Origin of the sequence: Flavobacterium flavipigmentatum, from assembly GCF_020911905.1 — a bacterium.
GTDB lineage: Bacteria > Bacteroidota > Bacteroidia > Flavobacteriales > Flavobacteriaceae > Flavobacterium > Flavobacterium flavipigmentatum.
Window position 1 is genome coordinate 3,139,651 of record NZ_CP087133.1, and the last position, 22,169, is coordinate 3,161,819.

General features: G+C 33.8%; 22 protein-coding genes. 13 read left to right on the forward strand and 9 right to left on the reverse strand.

Annotation, left to right across the window (positions count from 1 at the left end):
• Positions 1-15 precede the first annotated feature (15 nt).
• On the forward strand, positions 16-558 hold the full coding sequence (locus LNP22_RS13480; RefSeq protein ID WP_229973918.1) for a DUF1697 domain-containing protein: 543 nt from the start codon (positions 16-18) through the stop codon (positions 556-558).
• On the forward strand, positions 558-959 hold the full coding sequence (locus tag LNP22_RS13485; protein ID WP_229973919.1) for a DUF4348 domain-containing protein: 402 nt from the start codon (positions 558-560) through the stop codon (positions 957-959). Before LNP22_RS13480 ends, LNP22_RS13485 begins: the two co-directional genes overlap by 1 nt.
• Before the next feature lie 8 nt (positions 960-967).
• Here LNP22_RS13485 and LNP22_RS13490 read toward each other — a convergent pair whose 3' ends face one another.
• Genes LNP22_RS13490 through LNP22_RS13500 form a run of 3 tightly spaced genes read right to left on the reverse strand, consistent with a single transcriptional unit; the run spans position 968 to position 2,692 of the window.
• Entirely contained in the window at positions 968-1,474 is a 507-nt protein-coding gene (locus LNP22_RS13490) for a hypothetical protein (protein WP_229973920.1), read from the reverse strand.
• 46 nt (positions 1,475-1,520) lie between these two features.
• Positions 1,521-1,922, reverse strand: a complete 402-nt coding sequence (locus LNP22_RS13495; protein WP_229973921.1) for a hypothetical protein — start codon at positions 1,920-1,922, stop codon at positions 1,521-1,523.
• Positions 1,919-2,692 carry a Dph6-related ATP pyrophosphatase gene (locus LNP22_RS13500; protein ID WP_229973922.1) on the reverse strand — a complete coding sequence of 258 codons (774 nt, stop codon included), beginning with the start codon at positions 2,690-2,692 and terminating at the stop codon, positions 1,919-1,921. Before LNP22_RS13500 ends, LNP22_RS13495 begins: the two co-directional genes overlap by 4 nt.
• 67 nt (positions 2,693-2,759) lie before the next feature.
• Between LNP22_RS13500 and LNP22_RS13505 the strand changes: the two genes are divergently transcribed.
• Positions 2,760-4,820 (forward strand): M1 family metallopeptidase, encoded by a 2,061-nt coding sequence (locus LNP22_RS13505; protein WP_229973923.1) that lies wholly within the window; start codon positions 2,760-2,762, stop codon positions 4,818-4,820.
• Positions 4,821-4,873: 53 nt separating this feature from the next.
• Positions 4,874-5,773, forward strand: a complete 900-nt coding sequence (locus tag LNP22_RS13510) for a patatin-like phospholipase family protein (RefSeq protein ID WP_229973924.1) — start codon at positions 4,874-4,876, stop codon at positions 5,771-5,773.
• A 96-nt stretch (positions 5,774-5,869) separates the two neighbouring features.
• Here the strand turns inward: LNP22_RS13510 and LNP22_RS13515 are convergent, their stop codons facing one another.
• Complete coding sequence (locus LNP22_RS13515; protein ID WP_210665253.1) at positions 5,870-6,391, reverse strand: DUF7935 family protein; 522 nt, start codon at positions 6,389-6,391, stop codon at positions 5,870-5,872.
• Between the two features lie 124 nt (positions 6,392-6,515).
• On the opposite strand from LNP22_RS13515, the gene LNP22_RS13520 reads away from it, so the two are divergent.
• From LNP22_RS13520 to LNP22_RS13530, 3 genes are all read left to right on the forward strand, one after another.
• Positions 6,516-7,283 (forward strand): sulfite exporter TauE/SafE family protein, encoded by a 768-nt coding sequence (locus tag LNP22_RS13520; RefSeq protein ID WP_229973925.1) that lies wholly within the window; start codon positions 6,516-6,518, stop codon positions 7,281-7,283.
• A 416-nt stretch (positions 7,284-7,699) separates the two neighbouring features.
• Positions 7,700-10,039, forward strand: a complete 2,340-nt coding sequence (locus LNP22_RS13525; protein WP_229976386.1) for an ATP-dependent helicase — start codon at positions 7,700-7,702, stop codon at positions 10,037-10,039.
• A gap of 144 nt (positions 10,040-10,183) precedes the next feature.
• A complete protein-coding gene (locus LNP22_RS13530) occupies positions 10,184-10,804 on the forward strand; it encodes an L-threonylcarbamoyladenylate synthase (protein WP_229973926.1) in 621 nt (206 codons plus the stop codon).
• Between the two features lie 192 nt (positions 10,805-10,996).
• On the opposite strand, the gene LNP22_RS13535 is transcribed toward LNP22_RS13530, so the two are convergent.
• Genes LNP22_RS13535 through LNP22_RS13545 form a run of 3 tightly spaced genes read right to left on the reverse strand, consistent with a single transcriptional unit; the run spans position 10,997 to position 13,353 of the window.
• A complete protein-coding gene (locus LNP22_RS13535; RefSeq protein WP_229973927.1) occupies positions 10,997-11,830 on the reverse strand; it encodes an OmpA/MotB family protein in 834 nt (277 codons plus the stop codon).
• Positions 11,831-11,862: 32 nt separating this feature from the next.
• Positions 11,863-12,882, reverse strand: coding sequence for a glycosyltransferase family 2 protein (locus tag LNP22_RS13540; protein WP_229973928.1), 1,020 nt, complete (start codon positions 12,880-12,882; stop codon positions 11,863-11,865).
• An 18-nt stretch (positions 12,883-12,900) separates the two neighbouring features.
• Complete coding sequence (locus LNP22_RS13545; protein WP_229973929.1) at positions 12,901-13,353, reverse strand: type I restriction enzyme HsdR N-terminal domain-containing protein; 453 nt, start codon at positions 13,351-13,353, stop codon at positions 12,901-12,903.
• A gap of 72 nt (positions 13,354-13,425) precedes the next feature.
• Between LNP22_RS13545 and holA the strand changes: the two genes are divergently transcribed.
• The 3 genes from holA to ettA all read left to right on the forward strand — a co-directional run bounded on the left by holA (position 13,426) and on the right by ettA (position 16,450).
• Entirely contained in the window at positions 13,426-14,430 is a 1,005-nt protein-coding gene (holA, locus tag LNP22_RS13550; RefSeq protein WP_229976387.1) for a DNA polymerase III subunit delta, read from the forward strand.
• A gap of 68 nt (positions 14,431-14,498) precedes the next feature.
• Positions 14,499-14,681 carry a CAL67264 family membrane protein gene (locus LNP22_RS13555; RefSeq protein WP_210665247.1) on the forward strand — a complete coding sequence of 61 codons (183 nt, stop codon included), beginning with the start codon at positions 14,499-14,501 and terminating at the stop codon, positions 14,679-14,681.
• Between the two features lie 74 nt (positions 14,682-14,755).
• Positions 14,756-16,450, forward strand: coding sequence for an energy-dependent translational throttle protein EttA (ettA, locus tag LNP22_RS13560; RefSeq protein ID WP_210665246.1), 1,695 nt, complete (start codon positions 14,756-14,758; stop codon positions 16,448-16,450).
• Between the two features lie 168 nt (positions 16,451-16,618).
• On the opposite strand, the gene LNP22_RS13565 is transcribed toward ettA, so the two are convergent.
• Positions 16,619-18,709, reverse strand: a complete 2,091-nt coding sequence (locus LNP22_RS13565; protein WP_229973930.1) for an LTA synthase family protein — start codon at positions 18,707-18,709, stop codon at positions 16,619-16,621.
• A gap of 200 nt (positions 18,710-18,909) precedes the next feature.
• Between LNP22_RS13565 and LNP22_RS13570 the strand changes: the two genes are divergently transcribed.
• Positions 18,910-19,572 carry a response regulator transcription factor gene (locus LNP22_RS13570; protein WP_229973931.1) on the forward strand — a complete coding sequence of 221 codons (663 nt, stop codon included), beginning with the start codon at positions 18,910-18,912 and terminating at the stop codon, positions 19,570-19,572.
• A 4-nt stretch (positions 19,573-19,576) separates the two neighbouring features.
• Positions 19,577-20,995 carry a sensor histidine kinase gene (locus tag LNP22_RS13575; protein ID WP_229973932.1) on the forward strand — a complete coding sequence of 473 codons (1,419 nt, stop codon included), beginning with the start codon at positions 19,577-19,579 and terminating at the stop codon, positions 20,993-20,995.
• Between the two features lie 41 nt (positions 20,996-21,036).
• On the opposite strand, the gene LNP22_RS13580 is transcribed toward LNP22_RS13575, so the two are convergent.
• Entirely contained in the window at positions 21,037-21,183 is a 147-nt protein-coding gene (locus LNP22_RS13580) for a hypothetical protein (RefSeq protein ID WP_229973933.1), read from the reverse strand.
• A 100-nt stretch (positions 21,184-21,283) separates the two neighbouring features.
• Here LNP22_RS13580 and hisG point away from each other — a divergent pair, with 100 nt between their 5' ends.
• Entirely contained in the window at positions 21,284-22,141 is an 858-nt protein-coding gene (hisG, locus tag LNP22_RS13585; protein WP_229973934.1) for an ATP phosphoribosyltransferase, read from the forward strand.
• Positions 22,142-22,169: the final 28 nt, after the last annotated feature.

Sequence of the window (22,169 nt, forward strand, 5' to 3'; positions counted from 1 at the left end):
TTTTAAATTAAAAAAATGACAACACATTTAGCACTTTTACGAGGCATCAACGTTTCGGGACACAATATGATGAAGATGGAGCCCTTGAAAGCTATGTTGGAAAATATAGGTTTTAAAAACGTTAGCACTTACTTGCAATCTGGAAATGTTTTTGTAGATACAGACGAAGAGAGCGCTTCGAAAGTAGCTTTTATGATCAAACAGGAAATTTTTAAGGTTTTTGGTCATGAAGTTCCTACCATTGTGATCACTAAAGAAGATTTGGAATTGTGTTTTAAAAATAATCCTTATTTGATGGAAAAAGATGTTGATACCAAAAAACTTTACGTCGCTTTTGTTTCAATTTCTTTGAAAAAAGAAAATATAAACGATCTTAAAATCAGTCAGTTTAAACCTGATGAAGCCAGTATAGACGGCAATCGGATTTTTATTAAATACGCCGTTGGAGCAGGCAAAACCAGATTTGACCAAAAATATATTGAGAAAAAACTAAATGTGACAGCAACTATTAGAAACTGGAATACAGTGACTAATTTATTAAATATCTATTCTGAATAATGAAAAATAAACTATTTATCGTAGTACTGTTAGTGAGTTTATTTGCCACTACCACTATTCTGGCTCAACAAAATAATAAAGCCGAAGAATTTGCTTCTTTTTTTGAAAAGTTCAATAAAAATAAAACTTTTCAAATGAGCAGGATCCATTTTCCGCTAACCGTAAAATTAAATAATGATGATTTTGAATTGGTTGATTATATAATTAAAAAGGAAGAGTATACGATAATCAACCTCAATAAAAATAAAGAAGAAAGAGATTATAATCAAAAAACAATTTTAAAAAAAGACAAGGTTATTATTCAGCAAAGGGGTGTGAATAACGGAATTTTTATTGATTATGTATTTGAAAAAAGAAAAGGTTTGTGGTTTTTAAAGACTTGGATCGATGAATCTACCTAAAAAATAGCTTAATCTCTCAACCATCTTTGCATTATAGGAAAAGATTCTTTTTTTTCTTCTAAAGCTTTTTCCTCTCCCAGCGTTAATCCTATCCATTGTAGAAAAGGCAATCCGATGTAATTTTTACTACTAAAGTTAGAAATAAACCAATCTGACGCATTTTTATAACCATTAGGATGAAATACAAATTCGAGTGGTAATTCTAGATGATTTGCGGCAGCAAATGACCACAGAATTGCGCCAATTTCTTCACTCTGCGGAGGCCATTCGGTCGACATTTCGGGAGTACCTGCCAATTTTCTTTCTTCCGATGTTGCAACGGCCAAGTGTCCTGCTTCATGCAAAATATCGCCAGGATACAATAATTTTTCAAAATCGATATAAAGACAATCCGGACCTAAACTAAGTCCCGGTAAAAATGTGTTTTCTAGTTTTTTTTCAATGGTTTGCAGTCCTATTTCATCTAAAAATAATAGTATTTTTTTTATTTCTGGACTTTTCTCTTTTAATGGCATAACACTTTAATTTTCACATTTGTATTGCTATAAAATAAAATATAAATCACTTAAAATCAGGTATTATTTCTGATTTACTCAAAAAAATAGTATCAGCGTTATGCAAAGCGCCTTTTTTTATCCCACCACCAAAAGGGTTGAATAATTCTATAGCTTTTTTTTGGTAACCTTCTTTATTAACAGGCTCATTTACCATTAATGATGGGGCTTCAAAACCTACAAATGTAAATTGTGAATATCGCAATTCTTTCAGTTGAAAATAACCGTTCTGGTCCGTTAGACTTTCTCCAACTTTACAATTTTCAATGGGTTTTCGAGTAATAGAATCATAAATGTACCCCACTATTTTAGGTCTTTTACATCTGCTAACCCAACAACTTTGAAAAAGAAATGCAATGCCAATTACTAAAATAAAATTACAAAATGTTTTAAATCTTAATGTCATCATTTTAACTCAATTAAATCGCAATACCAAAATCCAAAATCAAAAGCATCGCTGGCATTTGTATCGCAAGCCGTATTGGACGAGTCTTCGTTTTTCGGTTTTTCATATTTTCGATACACGATTTCTCCAATTTCAAATTTAATGGGTTCTGAAAAAATAGGACCATCAAACGTAAAGGTATGAAATTCGCCGTTTTCGCCGCAAACATCTACATTTTCGGGTAGATCATTAATAAAATCCTGATCAATTATTCTACCCACAAAACTTTTGTCCAGATATCGCTCGTTAACACAAACTACAATGGTTTTAAATCCTAACGAAATAAATTCCTGAATCAAATCATGAGTAGGAATCTTCCAAAGAGGAAAAACGCCTTCAAAACCTAATGTGGCTAATTTATCTTCGCGGTATTTGCGTAAATCTTCCAAAAAAATATCTCCAAAAACCGAATGTGTAATTCCTTGTTTCTTCAATTCTGTCAAAGTTTCGGTCATGACATTCTCATAAACTTCCATAGTTGGCATTTCGGGAATTTGCATGATTTTTAGCGGTAAACCGATACTTTTGGCTTGTGCTTTTAATAGTTCAACACGAACGCCGTGCATCGAAATTCGCTGATACTGATGATTGACACTCGTCAATAAATATTCGATTTTAAAATCTGAATTCTGTAAAATTTTGTACAATGTAAGAGCAGAATCTTTTCCGCTGCTCCAGTTAAATAATGCTTTTTTGGGTGTTGACACGCTGATATAATTTTCTATTGTAAACATACAAATTTCATTCGATTTGTTGGTAAAACCTTTGTAACTTTGGAAAATTGGCACTAATTTATTTTCAATGAAATACCTTTTTCTTTTTATTACGAGTTTTGCATTTTCGCAGCAAACCCAATTTGTTGATTTCAAGTCTGTTTCAGGACAACTACAAATAAATCCCAGAGAAAAACAGGTTTCAGGTAGTATAGATTATGAATTTGAAGTGTTAAAAGCCCTTGACACCATCAAAATTGATGCGCAGAATATGGAATTTACCGATGTTCAGCTGGATCATAAGGATATTCCATTCATCAATACAGGCAAACAATTGCTGCTCGTTTCATCTTTTGATAAAGGTAAAAATCATTTGACTTTTGGCTACAGCGTAAAACCAAAACAGGCTTTGTATTTTGTTACTATAGAAAATGATGATGTTCAGATCTGGACGCAGGGACAAGGCAGGTACACGAGCAATTGGTTTCCTAGTTTTGATGATGTGAAAGAAAAAGTGATTTTTAATTTGAGAATTATTTTCGACAAAAATTATGAGGTTATTTCAAACGGAATTTTAAAAAATAGAGTTGAAAACGGCAATCAAATACAGTGGCAATATGTGATGGAAAATCCGATGAGCTCTTATTTGTTAATGCTTGCGATCGGCAAATTTGATAAAAAAGAGTTCAAATCAAAGTCTAAAATTCCTTTAGAATATTATTTAGAAAATAAAGATACAACTCGTTTTGAACCAACTTATCGGTATTCAAAACGTATTTTTGATTTCCTCGAAAAAGAAATCGGAGTAAAGTATCCGTGGCAAATTAACAGACAAATTCCGGTTCGGGATTTTTTGTATGCGGGAATGGAAAATACGACAACAACACTTTTCGCAACCCGATATGTAGTAGACTCGATAGGTTTTGCAGATCGAAACTACACCAATGTAGATGCTCATGAATTGGCGCATCACTGGTTTGGCGATTTGATAACAGCCGAAAGCAGTACGCATCATTGGCTTCAGGAAGGTTTTGCAACCTATTTTGCCTTGCTTGCTGAACGTGATATTTATGGCGATGATTATTTTTATTCGAAATTATATGAAACGGCACAGCAGTTAAAATTTGCTTCGCGTACCGATACTATTCCCGTTTTGAATGCAAAGGCAAGTTCGCTTACATTTTATGAAAAAGGCGCCTGGACTTTATTTGTCTTACACGAATCTATTGGTGACAAGGCTTTTAAAAAGGCAATAAAAAACTATTTGAAAAAATATGCTTATCAAACGGTAAATACTTCTAATTTTTTTGATGAAATAAAAAAAGTCTCTGATTTTGATGTCGATAAATTTCAAAAAACATGGCTCGAATCTACCGTTTTTGATACTGCGACAGCCAACGCTTTGCTAAGTAAAAACAAATCGATTCAAGTACGCCTTGAAGTCGATAAATTAAAGAAAACACCTCTGAATGAGAAGCAGGATTTTTTTATAAAAACTTTAAAATCGGCTGTTTACCAGTCAGTAAAAGAGGCCATTGTTGATCAATTAGAGAGCGAGAAATATGACGCAAAAAAATCATTGTTACAACTGGCTTTGCAGACTAATAATATTCAAATTCGTCAAACTGTTGCCGCAACAGTAACAAAAATTCCGGAAGATTTTAGAGCCGAATACGAAACCTTGCTCGAGGATAAATCCTATCAAACGCAGGAAGTTGCTTTGTTCTGGCTATGGAAAAGCTTCCCGAGTCATCAAAAAGAATATTTGGATAAATCTCAAAACTGGATTGGTTTTAACGATTACAATCTGAGAACTTTATGGCTTTCTCTGGCATTATCAACGCCCAATTATTCTGAAAATCCAAAATCATTGGCAGATGAATTGATTGGGTTTTCATCGACAAAGTATGAGGCCACTACACGACAAAATGCTCTTGAAAAATTAATTGCTTTTAAAATAATAAACGATCAGGTTTTATCAAATTTAGTGAGTGCCACCACGCATCACATGTGGCAATTTTCTAAATTTGGCCGAGATACTATTCGCCTTTTATTGAAAAATTCAGATAATCGTGTTTCATTTGAAAGAATTTTGACTAATTTGAACCCCGATGAACAATTTCAGCTGAATCGTTTATTGAAAGAGTAAAAAATAAATAAAAAATCTATCTCTAATTTTCTATAAAAACCTACTATACATTTATGAGAGCATTGGTTATTTCTGGTGGTGGCAGCAAAGGTGCGTTCGCAGGTGGTGTTGCACAATATTTGATTGAAGAAAAAAAACACGAATACGACTTATTTTTGGGAACCTCTACAGGAAGTTTGCTTATTCCACATTTGGCGCTTGGCCAGATTACCAAAATCCATTGGGTCTACACCAATGTCAGCATGAGTAAAATCTTTAATATCTGTCCGTTTGTTGTCAAAAGCAAAGACGGAGTTGATATTGTTACGATCAATCACTTTAATGTTTTGCGACAATTTTTTAAGGGAAAACGAACCTTCGGCGAAAGCAAAGGATTACGCAAATACATTAAAGATAATTTTTCGCTGTCGGACTTCAATAAACTCAAAAAAACAAATAAAGATGTGGTGATTACCGTCACGAATTTCACCAAAAACGAATCCGAATATAAGTCTATAAAAGATTGTACATACGAAGAATTTTGCGACTGGTCGTGGATCTCCAGCAATTATGTTCCGTTTATGAGTTTGGTGACCAAAGACAACTTCGAATACGGAGATGGAGGATTTTCTAGTTTGGTACCTATTCGAGAAGCAATCAATCGCGGGGCCACTGAAATAGACGTAATCATCTTAGAAACAGAGGTCAATATGGACAAAACCGTTATTGGTAGAAACCCGTTTTCTCTCATGATTGATTTATTTCGAATTGCCCTAGATCAGGTCGAAAAACACGACATTGCTATAGGAAAACTTATAGCAAATAATAAGAATGTAAAATTAAATTTATATTACACACCTACAAAACTAACCAATAATGCATTAATTTTTAACAAAGAAGTAATGAAAAAATGGTGGGATCAAGGGTATGAATATGCTCAGAATAAATCTGAAATAATGAGTGATAACAAATAACAATTTTAGATTTTAGAATGTAGATTTTAGATATAAAAACTATTACGTAGTAATTTTTATTCTAAAACACTTACCTTCTAAAATCTAAAAGCAAGGCTACCATAAATCAGAAACCTCATTCTTAATATACGCCAGAGCCGCATTGCTTGGTGATTGTTTTTCTAATAAATCATTCAAAATCACTTCGCGTAGTTTGTCTGCGCTGTCAACTCGATCGCTCATAGCAGCTTTGCGGATGATCTGTATCGTCGAATTTTTAGCAGTTGTAATGATCGTCCAGCATTCATCAGACATATAGATTTGCTGTGTCAGATTGTGTTCAAATTCCTGTTCTATTTGGTCGATCACAAAGTTTTCGTAATCGTGTTTTTCAGTAGAAATTGGCGTGATTCTAATCAATAATTTAGTTAGGTTGATACGCTCGAGATACAGTGTCATGCGCTCGTAGGCCTGCAAACGTATGGGTAATGATTCTGAATGCGATTGCTTGTTTAGTAGAAACGCACGTTTTTTATCGTTGTTTTTAATGTGTAATTCAAAAAAACTATACGCTACAAATCCGGTGACGATGGCGGGTAAAGTGTAGCTGGCCAATTCTATAATTCTTGTAAAATCCATTTTCTAAATATTTTCAACAAAAATATACTTTTTGACGACAAATCCACATTAAATTTATTGTAATAAACAAATTGTAAACCTACTTTTGTACACGACTTTAAAAACCTCCTGATAACCAATAGAAATGGAAACCTATATCATATTTTTGCTTTGTTTAGCTGCTTTTGCGGCAGGATTTATTGATGCGATTGTGGGTGGCGGAGGATTGATTCAGACACCAATGGGACTCATTTTATTGCCAAATTTACCCGTTTCTACCGTAATTGGTTCATTAAAAATACCAGCTTTTAGCGGAACCGCTTTTGCGGCTTTTCAATATTTAAAAAAAGTCGTTATCCAGTGGAAAATATTGTTAATTATGATGCTTTTGGCCGTTCCATCTGCTTTTTTGGGTTCTACTTTACTGACACATGTGAGCAATGATTTTATGAAACCGCTTTTATTAGTCGTATTATCACTTTTACTTGTCTATACGTATGCCAAGAAAAATTTTGGACAACATGAAGCAAAAGACATGTCGCCTGCAACACAAATTTTATATGCTGTTCTTATCAGTATCGTTGTTGGTTTTTATGACGGATTTATTGGCCCCGGAACTGGAAGTTTTTTAGTAGTGGCTTTTATCGCTTTAATGGGTTTTGACTTTTTACACGCTTCTGCGAATGCTAAAATGGTCAACTTGGCTACCAATTTTGGTTCGATTTGTTTGTTTCTCTCTAAAGGAAAAATTATTTGGGCCATTGCTATACCCATGGCCGCAAGTAATGCTTTTGGAGGCTGGCTAGGCGCTAAGTTGGCGATAAACAAAGGAAACGGTTTTATCAGAATCTTCTTTTTGGTGGTGGTAATCGGGACATTGATTCGTTTTGCTTATGATGTTTTTTATAAATAAAGATGCTAAGTTACTAGGGTAATAAGATTCTAAGTTTTTTTGGGATTGTGTTGAATTTGATGTGAAATATACTTATTCGCTAAAGCGAAAACGCAGATAAAAGCGGATTCTTATTTAGGTTTTAGCCTCTAATTTTTTCTTTAATGAATCTTAGAATTTTAGCCACTTTTTCAAAAGAAGCCTTTTGTTTGTTTTCTAGACCCGATAGAGGCGGTATCCTCGAAGTGGAACGGAGAGATAAAGCCGAAAGCGGGAACTTTGCCTGAAAAAATGCCTTTTGTTTGGCTTCAAAATAAATGAAAGTCAACAATTTAGAGCGTTTAAAACTTCAGGATAAAAACTTAGAATCTCAGTGCCTTAGTATCTTAGGAACTTTCTTTTTAAATTCTTATTTTTGCATAAACAGAAAAAATTTCATGCACAAATATATTGACCAGCTCAACGAGGCACAGCGCGAACCCGTTTTACAAAAAGATGGGCCGATGATTATTATTGCGGGTGCAGGTTCGGGAAAAACACGTGTTTTAACCATAAGAATTGCTTATTTGATGAGTCAGGGCGTGGATGCATTTAGCATTTTATCGCTTACATTTACCAACAAAGCAGCCCGCGAAATGAAACATAGGATTTCGGATATTGTGGGAGCAAGCGAGGCAAAAAATCTTTGGATGGGTACTTTTCACTCTATTTTTGCACGTATTCTGCGTTCAGAATCAGAGCATTTGGGTTATCCTTCTAATTTTACCATTTATGATTCGCAGGATTCACAGCGACTTATTTCTTCCATTATAAAAGAAATGCAGCTCGATCGTGATATTTATAAACCCAAACAGATTTTAGGTCGTATTTCGAGTTACAAAAATAGCTTGATTACGGTTAAAGCTTATTTTAATAATCCAGAATTGCAAGAGGCAGATGCGATGGCTAAAAAGCCACGTTTGGGCGAGATTTATCAGCAATATGTAGAACGCTGTTTTAAAGCCGGAGCGATGGATTTTGATGATTTATTATTGAAAACCAACGAATTACTAACTCGTTTTCCAGAAGTTTTGGCTAAATATCAAAACCGTTTCAGGTATATTCTGGTAGATGAGTATCAGGATACCAATCACTCTCAGTATTTGATTGTGAGGGCTTTATCTGATAAATTTCAGAATATTTGTGTTGTAGGAGATGATGCGCAAAGTATTTATGCGTTTCGAGGTGCCAATATCAATAACATTCTAAACTTTCAGAAGGATTATGAAGGGGTGAAAACCTTTCGATTAGAACAAAATTACCGCTCTACTCGAAATATTGTTGAAGCAGCCAATACCATTATTGATCATAATAAAACCAAACTTGATAAAATCGTATGGACGGCAAATGATTTTGGTCCGAAAATAAAAATTCATCGCAGTTTGACCGATGCCGAAGAAGGTCGTTTTGTAGCCAGTACTATTTTCGAACAAAAAATGCAAAATCAGTTGCACAATGGCTCTTTTGCAATTTTGTATCGTACCAATGCGCAGTCACGTGCGATGGAGGACGCTTTGAGAAAACGAGATATCCCGTACCGAATTTATGGTGGATTATCGTTTTATCAGCGTAAAGAAATTAAGGATGTTTTGTGTTATTTGCGTTTGGTAATTAATCCGAAAGATGAGGAAGCTTTGATTCGTGTGATCAATTATCCTGCACGTGGAATTGGAGATACAACTGTTGAAAAACTAACAATTGCTGCCAATCATTACAAACGTTCGATTTGGGAAGTTATGGTCAATATTGATAAAATTGACTTAAAATTGAATTCAGGAACGAAGCAAAAGTTGAATGATTTTGTCACTATGATTCAGAGTTTTCAGGTTATCGATCAAAATCAGGATGCTTTTTATATCACCGATTATGTGGCCAAAAAAACAGGTTTGGTTCAGGAATTAAAAAAAGATGCCACACCAGAAGGAATGGCGAAAATTCAGAATATTGAGGAGTTATTAAATGGTATAAAAGATTTTACTGAAGGTCAGAAAGAAATTGACGGCGCAAGAGGAGCATTATCAGAATTTATGGAAGATGTAGCGCTTGCGACAGATTTAGATAAAGATACATCTGATGAAGATCGTGTGGCTTTAATGACCATTCACCTTGCAAAAGGACTAGAATTTCCTCATGTTTTTGTGGTGGGTATGGAAGAAGATTTGTTTCCGAGTGCCATGAGTATGAGCACCAGAAGCGAATTGGAAGAAGAACGTCGTTTATTTTATGTAGCTTTGACACGCGCAGAACATCAAGCGTATTTAACGTATGCGCAATCACGTTATCGTTGGGGAAAACTAACAGACAGTGAACCTTCTCGCTTCATCGAAGAAATCGATGGGCAATATTTAGAATATTTAACACCTTCAGAAAGTAATTATCGTTACAAACCCATGATTGACAGTGATATTTTTGGCGATATCGACAAATCAAAGTTGCGACTGGCAAAACCGGTAGGGGGAACTCCACCAGTAAAATATAGTTCAGATACCGAATCGAAGTCTGATCTTAGCGTTCGAAAGTTAAAACCTGTTGCAGGAAATGTGCCTAGTTCCTCAAACGCTAATTTATTTGACAGTAAATTAACCATAGGAAATGTGGTGATGCACGAACGTTTCGGAAAAGGCGAAGTAATAAATTTGGAAGGAGTTGGAGCTGATAAAAAGGCCGAAATAAAATTTGAAGTTGGCGGAATCAAAAAACTATTGCTTCGATTTGCCAAGTTGGATGTTATAGGGTAAAAAAGAAGTTTGGAATTTTTGTAGTTTAAGGTTTCAGGTTTTCCAAACTTTTTAGTTAGGTCTGTAAATCGATTTTGATAACTTTAAACTTTAAACTTGAAACTGAACAAACCTGAAACAAATTAAATTTAAACAAAAAACAAAATGGCCGAATTTATAAAAATATATCCTGACAAACCCAGTGAAGCGGCTATTGCAAAAGTTGTAAAAGTGCTTCAAAACGGAGGTTTAGTTATTTATCCGACAGACACTGTTTACGGATTGGGCTGTGATATTACCAATTCGCGTGCTTTAGAAAGAATTGCAAAAATTAAAGGAGTTAAATTAGAAAAAGCAAACTTTTCGTTTATCTGCCATGATTTGAGCAATTTATCAGATTATGTGCGTCAGATTGATACGGCTACTTTTAAGATTTTAAAAAGAGCTTTACCGGGCCCTTATACGTTTATTTTGCCGGGGAATAACAATTTACCAAAAGAATTTAAAAAGAAAACCACGGTGGGTATTCGTGTTCCCGATAATGCAATTGCGCTCGAAATTGTGCGCCAGTTAGGAAATCCTATTGTTTCGACTTCTATTCGGGACGAAGATGATGTAATAGAATATACCACAGATCCGGAATTGATTTTTGAAAAATGGCAAAATCTAGTAGATATGGTTATTGACGGGGGTTACGGAGATAATATTGGTTCTACAATCATTGATTTATCAGAGCATGAACCCGTTATTGTAAGGGAAGGAAAAGGAGATATCGGAATTTTGTAAAAATAAACCTAAATTATGTAAAAGTTTGAATATATTTGACTAACTTTATTAAAGTTAAAATTTAGTTAGTTAATTTAAAAAAAATGTACTTCTGATTTCTGTTTAATTGGTTATTAAAAAAATGATGAATACATAAAAAGCAGGTCGTAAGACCTGCTTTTTGTTTATAATAAAGAATGTTAAAAGCGTAAATTATTGTTGTTGCTTTTTCATTTCTTTTTCAATCATATCATAGAATTGATCGATTTTTGGCATAACCACAATACGAGTTCTTCTATTACGAGCTTTATTTTCTGGTGTATCATTTTCTACTAATGGAATGTAAGAACTTCTACCAGCAGCAATTAATTTAGCCGGATTCACTCCTAAATCATTGGTAAGAACACGAACGATAGAAGTAGAACGTTTTACAGATAAATCCCAGTTGTCAAGCAAAACGCCGTTGCTTCTGTAAGGAACATTGTCAGTATGACCTTCAACCATACATTCAAAATCAGGTTTGTCGTTTACTACTTTTGCTACCTTAGCCAGAACCGTTTTTGCTTTATCAGTTACATCATAACTTCCGCTTTTAAACAATAATTTGTCAGCGATAGAGATAAAAACAACTCCTTTTTCTACGTTAATTTCGATATCTGGATCAGAGATTCCAACAGAGCTTTTCAAACTGGTAACCAAAGCCAGTGTTACGCTGTCTTTTTTAGTCAAAGCATCTTGAAGTCTTGATATTTTTAAATCTTTTTCTTTTAAGCTTTCTAAAGATTTTTCAAGGTTTTCAGCACCTTTTGTAGTCAAAACTGTCAAATCTTTTGAGGTACTGATCAAGTCTTGATTGTGCTCCTTATAACTTTGTGCGGTAGCCGCCAATCCTGCTTTTTCTTCTAAACAAGTATTTAGTTTTACGGTACAAGAATTTAATAAATCTTGAGTCTCTTTGTTTTTAGCTTCTAAGTCAGCATATTTCTTTTTAGAAACACACGACGTTAATGCCATTAATACGGATAGTGCAATTACTACTTTTCTCATATATGTAAAATTTAATTATGTTGATTACAAATTTAGTTTTTAAAATTTTGATTAATGTTAAAGATTTCTTTAAAAAGAGTCAAATTTTTGATATAATAAAGGAAAACGATACTTCTTACCGAATAGTATTGCTTCATTTGAAAATCTTTTCTCTTTCTAAGGTAAACCAATGATACACAGTAAAAAGAAAAATGCGCATGTAGAACTGCTGCTGAATGTTTGAATTTTCCTTGTGTTAAAAATCTGACCGCAGCTATTCCATCCAGAACCATTCGGGCAAAAATTATAAAAAATAATCCTTTTTTCGGAAGGTTTTTAACCAGCATCAGCAACGAATTTCTAAAGTTCAGATAGGTTTTTTTTGGATTTGCCTGTTGCAAAGTTGCTCCACCCACGTGATAGACTACCGATTGAGAGTTGTATTTGATCCTGTGTCCGTCGTTTATGGCGCGCCAGCATAAATCGATTTCTTCCTGATGAGCAAAAAAAGATTCGTCAAAACCTTTTAATTCGTTATAAATTTCACTTCGAATAAAAAAGCAAGCTCCAGAAGCCCAAAAAATCTCAGCATAATCATCATATTGGCCATTGTCTTTTTCTAAAGTATCAAAAATACGACCACGACAATAAGGAAAACCAAATTTATCAATAAAACCGCCTGCTGCACCTGCATATTCAAAGTATTCTTTGTTCTTAAAATCTAAAATTTTAGGTTGAATAATAGAGGTCTGTTTCTCTGCATCAAAGGTAGCTATAATAGGTTGCAACCAGTTTGCTGTTACTTCTACATCAGAATTGACTAACGCATAAATCTCGGCATTGACTTGTTTTAAGGCTTCATTATAGCCTTTTGCAAAACCATGATTTCCTGAGTTTTTTATGATTTTAATGGTTGGAAAATGTTCTCGTACAAAAGCTATAGAATTATCTGTAGAGGCATTATCTGCAACATAAATGGTGGCTTCTGCCGAATATTGAATAACAGATGGCAAAAATTTTTCTAACAATTTTGCTCCGTTCCAGTTTAAAATTACAACTGCTATTTTATCCAAAAGTATCTTATATTTAGGTTATTCTCTATCTTTATAATTCGGCAAATCTCGTAAAAAATCATATTTTTTGTTTTCAAAATCCATTTTACAAAAAAAATGCTGGAGACCGTTGGTGACGTTCAAAAACCGTGCCTGCATTGTCATATTATAACGTGCAATTTGATCAAAAGTAGCTTGCGAAATTTTAACTTCCGGAGCTTTACATTCTACTAATATATGAATGGTTCCGTCAGTATCAAAAACGACAACATCATATCGTTTGCGTAATCCGTTGACTTTTAATACTTTTTCTACGTTTATGAGTGATTTCGGATATTTTTTTTCATTCATTAAAAAATGAACAACATGTTGACGAACCCATTCTTCGGGGGTGAGAATGATAAATTTTTTCCTTATTTCATCAAAAATAGACACTTTATTTTCGCTATTTTTGAATCGGAAACTATAAGAAGGAAAATTTAATTGCTGCATAGCGCAAAAATATAAAATAGTTTTAGGTTTCGGGTAAAACTTGAAATTTAAAAATTGAAACAAAAGAATGGAATGGATGAAGTTGTAAAAATTGTTAATGATATAAAAGCGGGAAACATCAAACCTATTTATTTTTTAATGGGTGAAGAGCCTTATTATATTGATAAATTATCAGAATACATAGAGCAAAATGTGCTTTCTGAGGAAGAAAAAGGGTTTAATCAAACGGTTTTGTATGGTCGTGATGTTTCAGTTGAAGATATCGTTTCAACGGCCAAGCGTTATCCAATGATGGCGGATCGACAAGTGGTTATTGTAAAAGAAGCACAGGATTTGTCCAGAACGATTGATAAAATAGAATCATACGTCAATAATCCAATGGAAACAACGGTACTTGTTTTTTGCTACAAGTACAAAACGCTTGATAAGCGTAAAAAAGTAACCAAATTATTGGCACAAAGTGGGGTGGTTTACGAAAGCAAAAAATTATACGAAAACCAAGTAGGCGACTGGATAAAGCGTGTACTAGCTGGTAAAAAATACACGATTGATCCAAAAGCAAACGCCATGTTGGTTGAGTTTTTGGGTACCGATTTAAGTAAAATCAATAACGAACTCGAAAAATTGCAAATTATTTTGCCTCAGGGAACTGTTATTACACCACAACATATTGAGGAAAACATTGGCTTTAGCAAAGACTATAATGTTTTTGAACTCCGCAAAGCTATTGGGGAACGCAACCAACTAAAAGCGTATAAAATTGCCGAAAATTTTGCTCATAATCCTAAAGAATATCCTTTGGTAATGACAACGGGATTGGTTTTTGGATTTTTTGTGCAGCTTTTAAAATACCACGGATTAAAAGATAAAAATCCTAAAAATGTCGCTTCTGTGATAGGGGTAAATCCTTATTTTTTAAAGGAATACGATTTGGCGATCAAAAATTATCCGATGCGAAAAGTGAGTCAAATTGTAGGTGCTTTACGCGATGTCGACGTTAAAAGTAAGGGAGTAGGCGCCAATGCTTTGCCCCAATCTGATTTGTTAAAAGAAATGCTGTATAAAATATTTAATTAAACCGTGAAAATTCACGATATTTGCACTTCAAAAAAATAAAGCCACATTAAAATTATATTAACAAAGTTATGGGAATGAATAAAAATACCATTTTAGGATGGGCCACTTTTATAATGATACTAATGGGATTGTTACTTATAGCTCTCGGAGCCTTTAGATACAGAGATGTTTCGGGCTGGGGATTTGTAGCTGTAGGTGTTGGTTTTTTTGCCAATGCATGGGTTTTTAATGCCTTAAAAGGAAGAGTTTAAAATTCAATTGAATTGAAAAATCAATTGAATTATGAATACTGTTATACAATTAAAATAATAAAAAATAAATAGAAATGTCAGACGATAAGAAAGTAATTTTCTCGATGTCAAAACTGAGTAAAACTTACTCAAGTAGCGACAAACAGGTATTGAAGAACATATATTTAAGCTTTTTTTACGGAGCTAAAATTGGTATTTTGGGTTTAAACGGTTCTGGAAAATCTTCGCTTTTGAAGATTATCGCCGGTGTTGACAAAAATTATCAGGGAGATGTTGTTTTTGCTCCAGGGTATACAGTTGGTTATTTAGAGCAAGAACCACAACTAGATGATGATAAAACAGTAATCGAAATTGTACGTGAAGGTGTTGCCGAAACAATGGCTGTCTTAGACGAATTTAATAAAATAAACGATAGTTTTGGTTTGCCGGAAGTCTACGAAGATGCCGAAAAAATGGACAAACTAATGGAGCGTCAGGCGCTTTTGCAAGACAAAATTGATGCAATGGGAGCTTGGGAAATCGATACCAAACTAGAAATCGCTATGGATGCTTTGCGCACGCCAGACGGAGATACGCCAATCAAAAACCTTTCTGGTGGTGAGCGTCGTCGCGTTGCTTTGTGCCGTTTGTTGTTGCAACAGCCAGATGTATTGTTGCTAGATGAGCCTACCAACCACTTAGATGCAGAATCGGTGCTTTGGTTAGAGCAGCACTTGGCGCAATATGCGGGAACAGTAATCGCTGTAACGCACGATAGATATTTCCTGGATAACGTAGCAGGTTGGATTTTAGAGTTGGATAGAGGAGAAGGTATTCCTTGGAAAGGGAATTATTCTTCTTGGTTAGACCAAAAATCAAGTAGAATGGCTCTTGAAGAAAAAGTGGCTTCAAAACGTCGTAAAAACTTAGAACGTGAGTTAGACTGGGTTCGTCAAGGAGCAAAAGGTCGTCAAACCAAACAAAAAGCACGTTTGCAGAACTACGACAAACTATTAAACGAAGATCAAAAACAACTGGATGAAAATCTAGAAATCTATATTCCGAACGGACCACGTTTAGGAACCAACGTTATTGAAGCCAAAAATGTAGCCAAAGCTTTTGGCGATAAATTATTGTATGATAATTTAAACTTCACTTTGCCACAAGCTGGTATTGTGGGTGTTATCGGGCCAAACGGTGCTGGTAAATCTACAATTTTCAGAATGATTATGGGCGAGCAAGAAACAGATTCAGGGGAGTTTTCTGTGGGAGAAACTGTAAAAATTGCGTATGTAGATCAGTCGCATTCTAACATTGATCCTAACAAATCGATCTGGGAAAATTTTGCAGACGGTCAGGAATTAATCATGATGGGAGGTCGTCAGGTAAATTCCCGCGCTTATTTAAGCCGTTTTAACTTTGGCGGAAGTGATCAAAACAAAAAAGTTTCCATGCTTTCGGGTGGTGAGCGTAACCGTTTGCACCTTGCGATGACACTAAAGGAAGAAGGAAACGTACTTTTATTAGATGAGCCAACCAATGATTTAGATGTAAATACCCTTCGTGCACTCGAGGAAGGTCTTGAGAATTTTGCAGGTTGTGCTGTTGTAATTTCGCACGACAGATGGTTCCTAGACAGAATTTGTACACATATTCTAGCGTTCGAAGGCGATTCTGAAGTGTATTACTTCGAAGGTGGTTTCTCAGAATACGAAGAGAACAAAAAGAAACGTTTAGGTGGTGATTTAACTCCTAAACGTTTGAAATACAAAAAGTTAATCAGAAATTAATGCTAATTTCTTAATAAAGCAAAGCCTCAAATTATAACGATTTGAGGCTTTTTTTTAGAAGCTATTTCCTGCTGTCCGCTGTATCTTTTTATTTTTAAAGAAAAAATAAAAAGGATGCCGCTCCCATCAGGGCTAAGGCACTCATTTTCAGAGGCACTTTCGCAGTTGCTATTTCTCGTATTTCTTTTCTTTCAGCAAATAGGAAGCCGCTTGGTAAAACGAAATCGTTTCATTGACCAAATCGGTTCTTTCTTTTTTCATACATTTTTCATCATAATAGATTTGATATTCCGGTGCAACGCCTTCTTGCGTATTTTGATGTAAACTAAATTGTCTAACACGTTGCTTAGGCGATAAAACAGTCAGAACATTGTCTTTTATCAAACCTAAATCCTGATAAGTTGCAATAAAAGCTCTGGGCTGATAAGTTGATTGTAAAACATTTTGACCAAAAAACTTACTTTCATAACTAAAATGCAGCAAACCAAAAAGAGTTGGCATAATATCAATCTGAGATGCCAATTTATTGATTTTTTGCGGTTTAATATCAGTACCAAAAATAAAACAAGGAATTCTGTATTTATCCAGCGGTAATTCTGTTTTTCCAGCACTCGAAGCGCAATGGTCTGCAACAATCACAAAAACGGTATTCTTAAACCAAGGCTGTTTACGAGCCATGGCAAAGAATTTTCGCAATGCGTAATCGGTATATTTTACGCCTCCATCGCGCGATTTTATGTCTCCCGGAATATCAATTTTATTGTTAGGATAGGTAAAAGGTCGATGATTACTCACAGTCATTATATGATTGAAGAACGGCTTGTTTTGCTTCGCTTCAAGATTCATAACTTTTATCGCTTTGTTGTACATGTCTTCGTCGCAAACTCCCCAAACATTAGAAAATGTAATTTCTTCTGTAGAAAGACTTGATTTATCTACAATTTCGTATCCATTCCCAGAGTAAAAATCTTGCATATTATCAAAGAATGCATCGCCCCCATACATAAATTTTAAGTTGTATCCTTTTTGCTTAAAAATGGCTCCAGTAGAAAATTTATTTTTGTTGTCTTCTCGTTTTACAACGCTTTCTCCCGCTGTTGGAGGCAAACAGAGCGTTACGGCTTCAAGTCCTCTAACGGTGCGGTTTCCCGCCGCATATAAGTTGGTAAATTGCAAACTTTTTTGAGCCAAACTGTCTAAAAAAGGAGTGATGTTTTGCTTGTTTCCATAAGACTTCATAAAGTCGGCACTGTAACTTTCTATCGTGATCAAAACGACATTTTTATGTATTTCTGCAGAATCGCTTTCTATTTTTCTAATAGTAGTAGTTCCTGAAATAGTTGGAAATTGAAGCTTTAGCAACGCAAATGCTTTTTCTTCTGGTAGGGTTTTGTAAAACTTAAAATAATCTAATTTATTATTCTGAAAAGCCAAATAAAACTTGTACAAACCACTAGATTGTAACTCGTTAACAAATACATTGCGAGAGTTTTCGGCTTTTGCCAAAGTTGGAACAGCAAACAACGAAACGACAAAAAGTCCCAAATAAAGAACACTTGTTTTTATTTTTTCGGTAAAATTTGGAACTTCTTCAATATAATTTTTTACTTTTTTTAGAATAAAGTAAGTAACACAACCAGTGATCAAAAATAAAGCGCTAAATATTGGAATCACAGGATAGGATTGCATTATGTTTCCGATTACTTCATTGGTGTAAATAAGGTAATTGACTGCGATAAAGTTGTATTTTACACCAAATTCATTCCAAAAGAAGAACTCACTTATACCGTTTTGTAAAATCAGTAAAACATACAAAAACAGCACAAAGGCAAAAAGCCAAAATCTAATTTTTGCTCTCCATTTAGGAAAAAACAGTAAAAGTGCGAATAAAATGGTTTTTAGTCCGATAAAAATTAACACAATTCCAGGCAAAGCACCACCATATTCAGTCACGATACTTTTGCCGGAGGCTACGTATAAAAACAAAGTAGTAAGAACTCCTAAAATGATATATCCATACGGTTTATTGTATTTAGAATTCGATATAAAAATCAAATACAACCATAAAAATAAACTTGCAATTACAAAAACAAAAAGATCAGAAAATAATCCCAGACTAAATATTTTTAAACTTTGGAAAACAGTAAAAGTACACTGCGTGATAGGATGAAATAGTAAAATAATTCTAAGCAAAAAACTGATAATCAGGTAAAATAATGCAAGATAATATAGAGGTGCAAATTTTTTCAAAAACTTCATGTGATATTTTTTAGCAAAATTAAGAGCAATCACTTTTACAAGTGCTCGGTTATGCTTTTACCTTGCTTAACGTTAACTTAAGAATTGCTTAAATTGACTATAATCATGATTTTGAAACTTTTTTGTGCTTAAAAAAAGTATCTTTGATATTTAAAAACACCTCATAAAAATTAAATTATTAGCCAAATAAAAAAATCAAAATGCATATTTTAATAGTGGAAGACGAGCTTGGTATTGTTCAGTTTTTGCAACAAGGATTGCAAGAGGAGGGATATGAGATAACGACTGCCAGCGATGGTTCAAAAGGTTTTGAACTCACTCAGCACAAAAAGTTCGATTTGATTATATTAGATTGGATGCTGCCAAAAATTAATGGCTTGGACGTATGCAAAGCCATTAGGCTTAAAGACGAAATAACTCCTATTATTTTTTTAACGGCAAGAGATACTGTTCAGGAAACGGTAGAAGGACTTAGGGCTGGTGCTAATGATTACATAAAAAAACCTTTTAGTTTTGATGAATTATTGGCGCGCATAAAAATTCATTTTAGAACCCACAAAAAGGAAGATATCCTGACTTTGGGCGGTATAAAAATAGATTTGACAAAACATATCATAACCAATAATGATCTTGAAGTTGCTCTTACGCAACGAGAATTTGCATTGTTGACATATTTGGTAAAAAATAAAGGTAAAGTTTGTACTCGTAATCAAATTTTAAAAGATGTTTGGGAAATTAATTTTGAATACGATACTGGGGTTATTGATGTTTTTATGAATGCCATTCGTAAAAAGCTAAACTTAAAAATAGAGGAAGATTATATAAAAACAATTCGGGGTATAGGATACATTGCAAATGATTAAGAACATGATTCAAATTTCTTTTAAAAGCCGAATAGCTTTAAATTATATCGTAATCACGGGATTACTTATTTTTGCCGTTTTTTTTTCGATTTATTACATTGTAAAACATTCTGTTTACCAACATATTGATGAAAATATTACGATTGAAGTCAAAAATCATTTAAATGAAATTACAGTAAAAGACAATCAAATAATTTTAACAGACAAGGAAGAATGGAATGAGCGTGAACACAGAGCAGTTGATGTAAATCCAGTTTTTGTAATGTTTTTAGATGCAAATAAAAAGGTTTTAGAAAAATCTCCCAATCTTAAAACACAGAGTCTTATTTTTCATGATTCTGTAGAAAATTTTGAATTGTTTGACACAAAAATCAGTAATAATATTTTACGACAGGTTCAGGTTCCTGTTATAATGAATTCTAAAAAAGTCGGATACTTGATTATTGCCATGTCGCTTACTTATTCTCGAGTACTTTTAGATAATTTGTTCGATATTTTGGTATTTACTTTTCCGTTAATTTTAGTTTTGTTATTTTTTATTGCCCGTTTTTTTGCTGGACGGAGTATAAAACCCATCAATTCTATCATAAATACTTCCCGAACCATAACAAGAAACAATTTAAAAACAAGAATTACGCTTCCGACAACAAAAGACGAGTTATATATTCTTTCTCAAACGATTAACAATTTATTAGACCGACTTGAAGATGCACTTGAAAGAGAAAAACAATTTGCCTCTGATGCATCACACGAATTAAGAACGCCTCTTACAGTTATTAAAGGAACACTCGAAGTATTGATTCGTAAATCTCGTGATAAAAAAGAATATGAAGACAAAATAAATTTTTGCGTTAGAGAAGTTGATAATTTGAATATATTGGTTGATCAACTATTGTTACTAGCGCGTTTTGAGAATCAGAGGAAGAATATTTTATCTGAGTCGGTTTATTTGAATGGGCTAATTTTGGATGTTCTTACGTTAAATTCATCTAAAATTAAAAGTAAAAAAATCGCTGTAAAAGTGGATGCAGAGGAAGCTTACTTTATTAACTCGGATAATTATTTGATTGTTACTATTTTTAGAAACGTGATTTCAAATGCCATCAAATACAGTCATAATAATGGGCAGGTATCGATTTTGCTTTACAAAGAGAATGGTAAAACTATCTGCAAGATTTTGGATAATGGAATCGGAATAGACAAAGAAGATTTAGAAGTAATTTTTAATCCATTTTTTAGGTCAAAAGCATCTGATCATCCAGAAATAAAAGGAATTGGACTAGGATTATCTATAGTAAAACGTCTTTCAGAACTCCTTCATATTGACTTTAAAATTGATAGTAAAATTGGAGAAGGAACTACGGTAACTCTCACTTTTGTTGATGATCTGGAAGTTCCGACTTACTTAAATGAAGCAAACTAAAAACCAAAATATTTTTTTCTTAACAAAAAAATACATTTAAGTTAAATAAAAACATCGTTTTTTATTAAATAATCTATTATATTTGCATCCGAATCAAAGAAATAAAATTCAATAAAAAATGTTTTTAAATCAATTACATCATCATCATTTTCATTATTGCTCTCAGGCGATGTGTTAATGGTATGCATGTAAATCATCATATTTTAAAACCCGTTTGAGTACATCAAACGGGTTTTTTTATTCCTAATTCTTTGTACTCAAACTATTAATCTTAACTAAAACTAAAAAATGAGTACATTAAAAATTGCAATTCAAAAATCAGGTCGTTTAAACGAAGACAGCATTCAAATTCTTAGAGATTGTGGTATTTCTATCAACAATGGAAACGATCAGTTAAAAGCAGAAGCTTCCAATTTTCCTCTGGAAGTTTTATATCTAAGAAATTCGGATATTCCACAGTATTTAATCGATGGAGTAGTGGATTTGGCTATCGTTGGCGACAATCTATTAGTGGAAAAAGGAAAACATATCGAGGTGATTCAAAAACTTGGGTTTTCAAAATGCAAAGTTTCTGTAGCGGTTCCTAAGACCTTCGAATACAATTCTATTCAGGATTTAGCCGGACTTCGAATAGCCACTTCATACCCGAATACCGTTACCGAATATTTTAATTCTTTTGGCTTGACCGTTGATATTCACCAAATTTCAGGTTCTGTTGAGATTGCTCCTAATATTGGTCTAGCCGATGCTATTGTCGATATCGTGTCAAGTGGCAGCACGTTATTCAAAAACAATTTAAAAGAAGTAGAAGTAATTTTAAAAAGTGAAGCTGTCTTGGCCGTTTCACCAAAGGTTTCTCCTGAAATTCAAAAACACATCGATACTTTAAAGTTCAGAATTCAGTCGGTTTTGAGAGCTCGAAATTCCAAATACATTTTGATGAACGTTCCGAACCATAAAATAGAAGCTATTGGCAAAATATTACCAGTTTTACGAAGTTTAACAGTTTTACCATTAGCACAGGAAGGCTGGAGCAGCGTACATTCGGTAATTGATAAAGACACCTTTTGGGATGTAATCGATCAATTGAAAGAGGCTGGAGCCGAAGGAATTTTGGTATGTCCAATTGAAAAAATGGTTCTTTAAGGGCTTCGCCCGCTTTAGGCAATAGGCT

Coding starts and splice junctions, on each gene's coding strand:
- LNP22_RS13480 (WP_229973918.1), top strand. CDS start 16: ATGACAACACATTTAGCACTTTTACGAGGCATCAACGTTTCGGGACAC.
- LNP22_RS13485 (WP_229973919.1), top strand. CDS start 558: ATGAAAAATAAACTATTTATCGTAGTACTGTTAGTGAGTTTATTTGCC.
- LNP22_RS13490 (WP_229973920.1), bottom strand. CDS start 1,474: ATGCCATTAAAAGAGAAAAGTCCAGAAATAAAAAAAATACTATTATTT.
- LNP22_RS13495 (WP_229973921.1), bottom strand. CDS start 1,922: ATGATGACATTAAGATTTAAAACATTTTGTAATTTTATTTTAGTAATT.
- LNP22_RS13500 (WP_229973922.1), bottom strand. CDS start 2,692: ATGTTTACAATAGAAAATTATATCAGCGTGTCAACACCCAAAAAAGCA.
- LNP22_RS13505 (WP_229973923.1), top strand. CDS start 2,760: ATGAAATACCTTTTTCTTTTTATTACGAGTTTTGCATTTTCGCAGCAA.
- LNP22_RS13510 (WP_229973924.1), top strand. CDS start 4,874: ATGAGAGCATTGGTTATTTCTGGTGGTGGCAGCAAAGGTGCGTTCGCA.
- LNP22_RS13515 (WP_210665253.1), bottom strand. CDS start 6,391: ATGGATTTTACAAGAATTATAGAATTGGCCAGCTACACTTTACCCGCC.
- LNP22_RS13520 (WP_229973925.1), top strand. CDS start 6,516: ATGGAAACCTATATCATATTTTTGCTTTGTTTAGCTGCTTTTGCGGCA.
- LNP22_RS13525 (WP_229976386.1), top strand. CDS start 7,700: ATGCACAAATATATTGACCAGCTCAACGAGGCACAGCGCGAACCCGTT.
- LNP22_RS13530 (WP_229973926.1), top strand. CDS start 10,184: ATGGCCGAATTTATAAAAATATATCCTGACAAACCCAGTGAAGCGGCT.
- LNP22_RS13535 (WP_229973927.1), bottom strand. CDS start 11,830: ATGAGAAAAGTAGTAATTGCACTATCCGTATTAATGGCATTAACGTCG.
- LNP22_RS13545 (WP_229973929.1), bottom strand. CDS start 13,353: ATGCAGCAATTAAATTTTCCTTCTTATAGTTTCCGATTCAAAAATAGC.
- holA (WP_229976387.1), top strand. CDS start 13,426: ATGGATGAAGTTGTAAAAATTGTTAATGATATAAAAGCGGGAAACATC.
- LNP22_RS13555 (WP_210665247.1), top strand. CDS start 14,499: ATGGGAATGAATAAAAATACCATTTTAGGATGGGCCACTTTTATAATG.
- ettA (WP_210665246.1), top strand. CDS start 14,756: ATGTCAGACGATAAGAAAGTAATTTTCTCGATGTCAAAACTGAGTAAA.
- LNP22_RS13565 (WP_229973930.1), bottom strand. CDS start 18,709: ATGAAGTTTTTGAAAAAATTTGCACCTCTATATTATCTTGCATTATTT.
- LNP22_RS13570 (WP_229973931.1), top strand. CDS start 18,910: ATGCATATTTTAATAGTGGAAGACGAGCTTGGTATTGTTCAGTTTTTG.
- LNP22_RS13575 (WP_229973932.1), top strand. CDS start 19,577: ATGATTCAAATTTCTTTTAAAAGCCGAATAGCTTTAAATTATATCGTA.
- LNP22_RS13580 (WP_229973933.1), bottom strand. CDS start 21,183: ATGCATACCATTAACACATCGCCTGAGAGCAATAATGAAAATGATGAT.
- hisG (WP_229973934.1), top strand. CDS start 21,284: ATGAGTACATTAAAAATTGCAATTCAAAAATCAGGTCGTTTAAACGAA.